The sequence below is a fragment of the Streptomyces durocortorensis genome (genome assembly GCF_016901035.1).
GTDB lineage: Bacteria > Actinomycetota > Actinomycetes > Streptomycetales > Streptomycetaceae > Streptomyces > Streptomyces durocortorensis.
Genome location: NZ_JAFEUF010000051.1, coordinates 1 through 6294 on the forward strand (window position 1 = coordinate 1; position 6294 = coordinate 6294).

Genomic DNA, 6294 nt, shown 5'->3' on the forward strand with positions numbered 1-6294 from the left:
AACACCCTCCACAGGCAACCCCCCCTTTCTGCCTGTCGGGTGGGCTCGGTGATGTGAAAACGAGACAGACCCAGGCCGGGCCCGGGGCCGGTGCCCACTCCCCGGCCTGGGTGGCGGGGGCTGCCGGGGCTATTCGCGCAGAGGGCTCCTGCGGCCCGTACCAGTCGCGTTGGTACCCGGCGGGGTCGTACCACTCGTTCGGGGCTCCTTGGGGCTGCTGAGGCCCTTGGTGGGCCGCGTACCCGTCCACGTACGAGGACGGCGCCGCGGGTTCCGCCGCCGGGACGGTGTCCGACCGGAACCACGGCGACGTGTGCCCGCCGGGCAGCGGATCGTTGAGCGGATCCGCGAGGCCGTCCACCGCCGCCACGAACGCGCCGTCGGCCCCGTACGTCCCGTGCGCGTCGGGGCCCTCCGGTCCGGCGTCGTGACCGGGGCGGCCTGCGGTCACGCGGCGGCCTTGCCCACCACCGGCGCGAGCCCCGCCGACCGCGCGACGGCCCCCTGGTCTCCGCACTGCTCCAGCCAGTTGGCGAGCATCAGGTGGCCGTGTTCGGTGAGCACCGACTCGGGGTGGAACTGCACGCCCTCCACCGCCCGGTCCCGGTGGCGCAGCCCCATGATGATGCCGTCCGCCGTGCGGGCGGTGACCTCCAGCTCCGGGGGCAGCCCGCCGGGTTCGGCGGCGAGCGAGTGGTAGCGCGTCGCGGTGAAGGGGGACGGCAGCCCGGCGAAGACGCCCTGGCCCTCGTGGGTCACCGGCGAGGTCTTGCCGTGCAGCAGCTCGGGGGCCCGGTCGACGACACCGCCGTACGCCACCGCCATCGACTGCATCCCCAGGCAGACGCCGAAGACCGGGACGCCGGTGTCCGCGCAGTGGCGCACCATCTCGACGCAGACGCCGGCCTGTTCGGGCGTACCGGGGCCCGGCGAGAGCAGGACGCCGTCGAAGCCGTCCTGGGCGTGCGCGGGGGTCACCTCGTCGTTGCGCAGCACCTCGCACTCGGCGCCGAGCTGGTAGAGGTACTGGACGAGGTTGAAGACGAAGCTGTCGTAGTTGTCCACGACGAGGATGCGTGCGCTCACTGCCCGGCTCCTGCTCCACCGGCGCTCGCGCCGTCGACGGTCACGTCACCGAACGGGAGCAGCGGCTCCGCCCAGGGGAAGACGTACTGGAACAGTGCGTAGACGACCGCCAGAACCAGCACGAGCGCGATGATGCTCCGCACCCATGCGTTGCCCGGCAGATGCCGCCAGATCCAGCCGTACATGCTGACCCCTCCATTCGGTACCCGCACCAGACTAGAGGGCCGGGGCCGGGGCGTGGGTCAGCCGGCGAAAAGCATGGGTCAGCGCCGCAGCTCCGGCGGTCTGCCGTCGCTCACCGGCCGCGTCGCGTCCAAATGCGCCCAGACGATCAGCCGGTGGCTGCTGCCCCATTCCGGTTCGCACGTGGTGAGCGTCAGATAGCGCCCGGCGCCCTCGAACCCGGAGCCGCGGGGCACCGGGTCGACGACGGCGGTGTCGGTGGGCACGGTCCGGTACGGCTTCTTCGCGATGCGGTACGTGAACCAGGTCGTGCCGTCGTTGACGACGACCGCGTCCCCGGGGCGCAGCTTCGGGAAGTCCTTGAAGGGGTCGCCGTACGTCCGCCGGTGCCCGGCCACCGCGAAGTTGCCGCTGTCGCCGGGGCGGGCGGTTCCGCTGTAGTGCCCGAGCCCCTTCTGCAAGGTTTTGACCTCGGTGTTCTCCAGGACGGGCCACTCCCAGCCGGGACCGAAGCGGGGGATGTGCATGGTCGCGAAGGGTTTTCCGTCGCGGTACGGGGCCGGGGCCGGCTCCGACGAGGCCGCGTCCGGGGCCGGGGCCACGGGTTCGCGGGCCCACTGGCTCTGGAGGGTGTCGATCTCGCCCTCGGCCGCGTCGGCCGCCTTCACGCCCGTCCAGAACAGGAAGTAGACGACGAAGAGGATGATCAGCGCGCCCACGGTGATGCACAGCTCGCTGAACGTTCTGACGACGAGTCGCACCGACACCGGACCGGCCTCCCTGGGGCTCAGCCGGCGCTCACTCCACAGGCTGGGCGTAGTGGAGATCCACTGTGCCCGAGTACCCGGGAAGAGTCACCGCCTCGTCCTCGTCGACTTTCCAGCCCAGCCCGTACGCCTTCACGTACAGCAGGTAGTTCTGGATCGCGGTGGAGTCGTTGAGCGCCCGCTTGAGCTTTCCGGGGTCGCCGACCGCGGTGACCTTGTACGGCGGGGAGTAGACGCGGCCCTGGAGGATCAGGGTGTTGCCGACGCAGCGGACCGCGCTGGTGGAGATCAGCCGCTGGTCCATCACCTGGATCCCGCGTGCCCCGCCCTGCCACAGCGCGTTGACCACGGCCTGCAGGTCCTGCTGGTGGATGACCAGGTCGTTGGGCTGGGGCTCGGGGTAGCCGGGGTTGGCGGTGGCGTCGGGGGGCGCGTCGTTGAGGGTCACGCTGACCGAGTCGCCGGTGATCTCCGTCGTGCCGGCCGCCCGCTCCAGCGCCTTCAACTTGGCGTCCTCGGCCTCGGTGGAGCCGTCGTCGCGCTGGGCGAGGGCGTCGATGTCCGAGCGCACGGAGGCGGCGGAGTCGTTCAGCTCGGCGTTCTTCTCGCTGCGCTCCCTGATCAGGTCGGAGAGCTTGAGCAGGGAGGAGTCGCTGCGCAGATTGGTGCCCTTGGCGGTGTTGGCGCTGGTGACGAAGATGAGTCCGGCCAGGGCGAAGACCGCAGCGGTGAGCCCCCGGACCGCCCACACGGAGGTGCGCCGGGCCGGGCCTTCGGGAGAGTCGGCAGAATTGCTCAACGTACCCTTATCTCATCAGGCGCCAGGGAAGCACTACGCTAACGGACGCTCGGGGGAGGCAGCATTCCCCCTGGCACCCCGCCCCCGGCGCCCGCCACAGATCCCTGCGCGGTCACGCAGCGCATCGACAGGAGAGTCCCTCGTGCCGAAGTCACGTATCCGCAAGAAGGCCGACTTCACGCCGCCCCCGGCGAAGCAGGCAACGGCTATCAAGCTGACCAACCGCAGCTGGGTCGCTCCGGTGATGCTGGCCCTGTTCCTCATCGGGCTGGCCTGGATCGTGGTGTTCTACGTGACCGAAGGCGATCTGCCGGTCGACGCCCTGGGCAACTGGAACATCGTGGTCGGCTTCGGTTTCATCGCCGGCGGCTTCGCCGTGTCCACGCAGTGGAAGTGACGGACCACCTCCCCGCCTCCGCGCAAGCCTTGCCCTGAGTTACCCACAGAGTTATCCACAGTCGGGGGAAAAGGTCAGACGATCTGTGGATAACCTCCGCTCATGTTGACGCCGGTATGACTGCAGCCCCCCTCGTCGAGGGGGGCTGCACCCCTTTGTCCAGGCCGAAAGACCCAGCTCAGCGACGAGGAAAACGCATGTTCCTCTTGCCATGCACAGGAATTCCCCCACACTGTGGACAACTTCGGTCCACCTGGGGGTGAAGCGCCCTGTTCCGCGGAAAATCCCGGCTCAGGTGAGCGCGATCGTCCGGGCGACGATCATCCCGAGCGTGACCAGCAGGACGAGCGCACAGGTGCCCGCCTGGACCGCCGTACGCCGCTCGCGCGGGGCGTGGACCATGGCGACGGCGATGGCGACGCCCGCGACCAGACCGCCGATGTGCGCCTCCCAGGCGATGCCGTCCCAGCGGAAGGTGAAGAACAGGTTGATCGCCAGCAGCACCAGCACCGGGCGCATGTCGTAGTTCATCCGGCGCATCAGCACGGCGGTCGCGCCGAACAGGCCGTAGACCGCACCGGACGCACCCAGCGAAGGCTGGCCGGGCTCGGCGAGCAGATACGTCAGGGCGCTGCCCGCGAGGCCGGACAGCAGATAGAGCGCGAGGTAGCGGGAGCGGCCGAGCGCCGCCTCCAGCTGTCCGCCGAGCCACCACAGCCCCAGCATGTTGAACGCGATGTGCAGCACTTCCTGGTGCAGGAACATCGAGGTCACCAGGCGGTACCACTCGCCCTCGGCGACGCCCGAGGCGGGGAACAGCCCCGGTGCCGGATCCCAACGCCCGAGCAGCGTCAGGTCGTTCACCAGCGCGGGACGGATGGTGACCAGGAGGAAGACGGCCAGATTGATGCCGAGCAGGATCTTGGTGACCAGGCGCGGATCGGCGGCCACCGTGCCGCCCGCCAGCGTGCGCGGCCGGGAGGCGGCCGGATGGTGCCCGGTGCCCGAGCCCTGGCGCACGCAGTCGGGGCACTGGAATCCGACCGAGGCGCTGACCATGCACTCGGGGCAGATCGGCCGCTCGCAGCGCGTACAGCTGATGCCGGTCCCGCGGTCGGGATGGCGGTAGCAGGTCGGCGTCGGCACACCGCTCCCTGCGGCGGCCCGGTCTCCCGGCGGCTGCTGCTCCATCGGTCCTGGCCTGCCTCTCGGTCCTCGTCGCTCGGGCGGCACGGACAGGGCCGCCCCGCTGGTCCGCTATGTATCACTACGGACGGGCAGGGCGGTTGGTTCCCACGGCCCGCGGCCCCGCGAGGCCCCGGCGCCGCGGGGCGTCAGCGGGTCTCGACGACCGTCAGCGGGTCTCGACGACCACGGACTCGATCACCACGTCCTGGAGCGGACGGTCGGTGCGCGGATTGGTCGGGGTGGCCGCGATCGCGTCGACCACCTTGCGGCCCGCCTCGTCCGCCACCTCGCCGAAGATCGTGTGCTTGCCGGTCAGCCAGGCGGTGGGGGACACGGTCAGGAAGAACTGCGAGCCGTTCGTCCCCGGTCCCGCGTTCGCCATGGCCAGCAGATACGGCTGGGTGAAGCCCAGCTCCGGGTGGAACTCGTCGGCGAACTTGTAGCCGGGGCCGCCGGTGCCGTTGCCCAGCGGGTCGCCGCCCTGGATCATGAAACCGCTGATGACGCGGTGGAAGACGGTGCCGTCGTACAGCCGGTCCGTGGACTTCTCGCCGGTCTCCGGGTTGACCCACTCGCGCTGCCCGGTGGCCAGCTCGACGAAGTTCCTGACGGTCTTGGGCGCGTGGTTCGGCAGGAGCCGGATCTCGATGTCGCCCCGGTTGGTCTTCAAGGTGGCGTAAAGCTGCTCGGCCACGATCTGCCTTCCCTCTTCCTTCGCGTTCCGTCAAAACCTTCGCTGACGTCCGGCGATCCTCCCACGGCCCGGGAAACGTACGGCCGGATGCCGGGCGAAACGGCGCGTTCGCCACCGAACCATGGCATTGTCGTCGGCACACTTCACAATGAACCGTTTTGGCCGCAAAGGGCGCTCATGACCCGGATGCCCGTCCCGCATGCCGGGCATGAACGTAACAGGCATGATTTCGAACTGGGCGGACAGGCGGAGTACCTACCCGCCACCAAGGAGGAGGATCTCGTGACCCGCATCGACAGCGTGCGCGCCGCAACCGACTCGGCGAAGGACAGCGCGCAGCACGCCGCGGAAGTGGTGGCGCCCTACGCCGACACGGCCAAGAAGCAGGCGGCCCACTACGCGCACGAGGCTCGTACGCAGCTCGCGCCGAAGGTGACGAAGGCCGCCAAGCAGGCCCGCGTCCAGTACGCGTCCCATCTCGCGCCGCGGCTCGAGCAGGCCCGTACGCACGTCCCGCCCAAGGTCGACGAGGCCGCGCACCGCGCCGCGGTCTCCACGCGGAAAGCCGCACGGAGCGCCGCCGACTACACCGCACCCCGCGTCGAGCACGCCCGCGCGGTGGCGCTGCCCGTCGCCGAGCAGGCGTCCGCCCGCAGCGCGGCCGCCCTGGCGGCGCTGCGTACCCAGGTGACGGCCAAGGAGATCCAGAAGCTCGCCAGGAAGCACCAGCGGCGGGCCAAGGCCGGCCGGGCCGCGAAGGGTTTCCTGGTGCTGGGCGTCCTGGCGGGCGGCGCGTACGCCGCCTGGCGCTGGTGGGACAAGCAGGCCAACCCGGACTGGCTGGTCGAGCCGCCCGTCGCCACCGAGGTGGGCGACGAGCGTTCGCCGCTCAGCTCGGTCGACGGCAGCGAGCGGGCCGACCTCGACCCGGAGGTCAAGGCCAAGCAGGCCGAGGCCGAGTCGGGCGAGGGGGGCACCCCCGGTCTCGACGACCGGCCCTGACCCGGGCGTGACCCGGGCGGGTACGGGGTTCCCCGACCGCATCCGGTGACAGGTGGCAGAAGAGACGCGGGGGGGGGGGGGGGGGGGGGAGGGGGCGCAAGGCCGCTCCAGGCACCCCCCACACACGACGGTAAGATAGCAGGCGGCGCGAGGGCCCCCCCAGGGAATAAGGGGCGTT

General features: G+C 70.7%; 8 protein-coding genes and 1 pseudogene. 2 read left to right on the forward strand and 7 right to left on the reverse strand.

From position 1 onward, the window contains the following. The 5 genes and pseudogenes from JS521_RS36630 to JS521_RS13065 form a co-directional block, all read right to left on the reverse strand. Positions 1-451: pseudogene (locus JS521_RS36630) on the reverse strand (class E sortase); the annotation flags it as partial. Further along, positions 448-1086 carry an aminodeoxychorismate/anthranilate synthase component II gene (locus tag JS521_RS13050; RefSeq protein ID WP_205083013.1) on the reverse strand — a complete coding sequence of 213 codons (639 nt, stop codon included), beginning with the start codon at positions 1084-1086 and terminating at the stop codon, positions 448-450. The pseudogene JS521_RS36630 and the gene JS521_RS13050, both read right to left, overlap by 4 nt. Then, positions 1083-1271 (reverse strand): hypothetical protein, encoded by a 189-nt coding sequence (locus JS521_RS13055; protein WP_073222888.1) that lies wholly within the window; start codon positions 1269-1271, stop codon positions 1083-1085. Before JS521_RS13055 ends, JS521_RS13050 begins: the two co-directional genes overlap by 4 nt. A 78-nt stretch (positions 1272-1349) precedes the next feature. Continuing rightward, positions 1350-2036 carry a class E sortase gene (locus tag JS521_RS13060; protein WP_205083015.1) on the reverse strand — a complete coding sequence of 229 codons (687 nt, stop codon included), beginning with the start codon at positions 2034-2036 and terminating at the stop codon, positions 1350-1352. A gap of 31 nt (positions 2037-2067) precedes the next feature. Then, entirely contained in the window at positions 2068-2835 is a 768-nt protein-coding gene (locus JS521_RS13065) for a DUF881 domain-containing protein (RefSeq protein WP_205083016.1), read from the reverse strand. A gap of 142 nt (positions 2836-2977) precedes the next feature. On the opposite strand from JS521_RS13065, the gene crgA reads away from it, so the two are divergent. After that, positions 2978-3232 carry a cell division protein CrgA gene (gene crgA, locus JS521_RS13070; RefSeq protein WP_003967902.1) on the forward strand — a complete coding sequence of 85 codons (255 nt, stop codon included), beginning with the start codon at positions 2978-2980 and terminating at the stop codon, positions 3230-3232. A 291-nt stretch (positions 3233-3523) separates the two neighbouring features. Here crgA and JS521_RS13075 read toward each other — a convergent pair whose 3' ends face one another. Further along, entirely contained in the window at positions 3524-4423 is a 900-nt protein-coding gene (locus tag JS521_RS13075; RefSeq protein ID WP_205083018.1) for a rhomboid family intramembrane serine protease, read from the reverse strand. A 163-nt stretch (positions 4424-4586) separates the two neighbouring features. Further along, a complete protein-coding gene (locus JS521_RS13080) occupies positions 4587-5114 on the reverse strand; it encodes a peptidylprolyl isomerase (protein WP_205083019.1) in 528 nt (175 codons plus the stop codon). Between the two features lie 282 nt (positions 5115-5396). On the opposite strand from JS521_RS13080, the gene JS521_RS13085 reads away from it, so the two are divergent. Then, positions 5397-6116, forward strand: a complete 720-nt coding sequence (locus tag JS521_RS13085; RefSeq protein ID WP_205083021.1) for a DUF5324 family protein — start codon at positions 5397-5399, stop codon at positions 6114-6116. Positions 6117-6294: the final 178 nt, after the last annotated feature.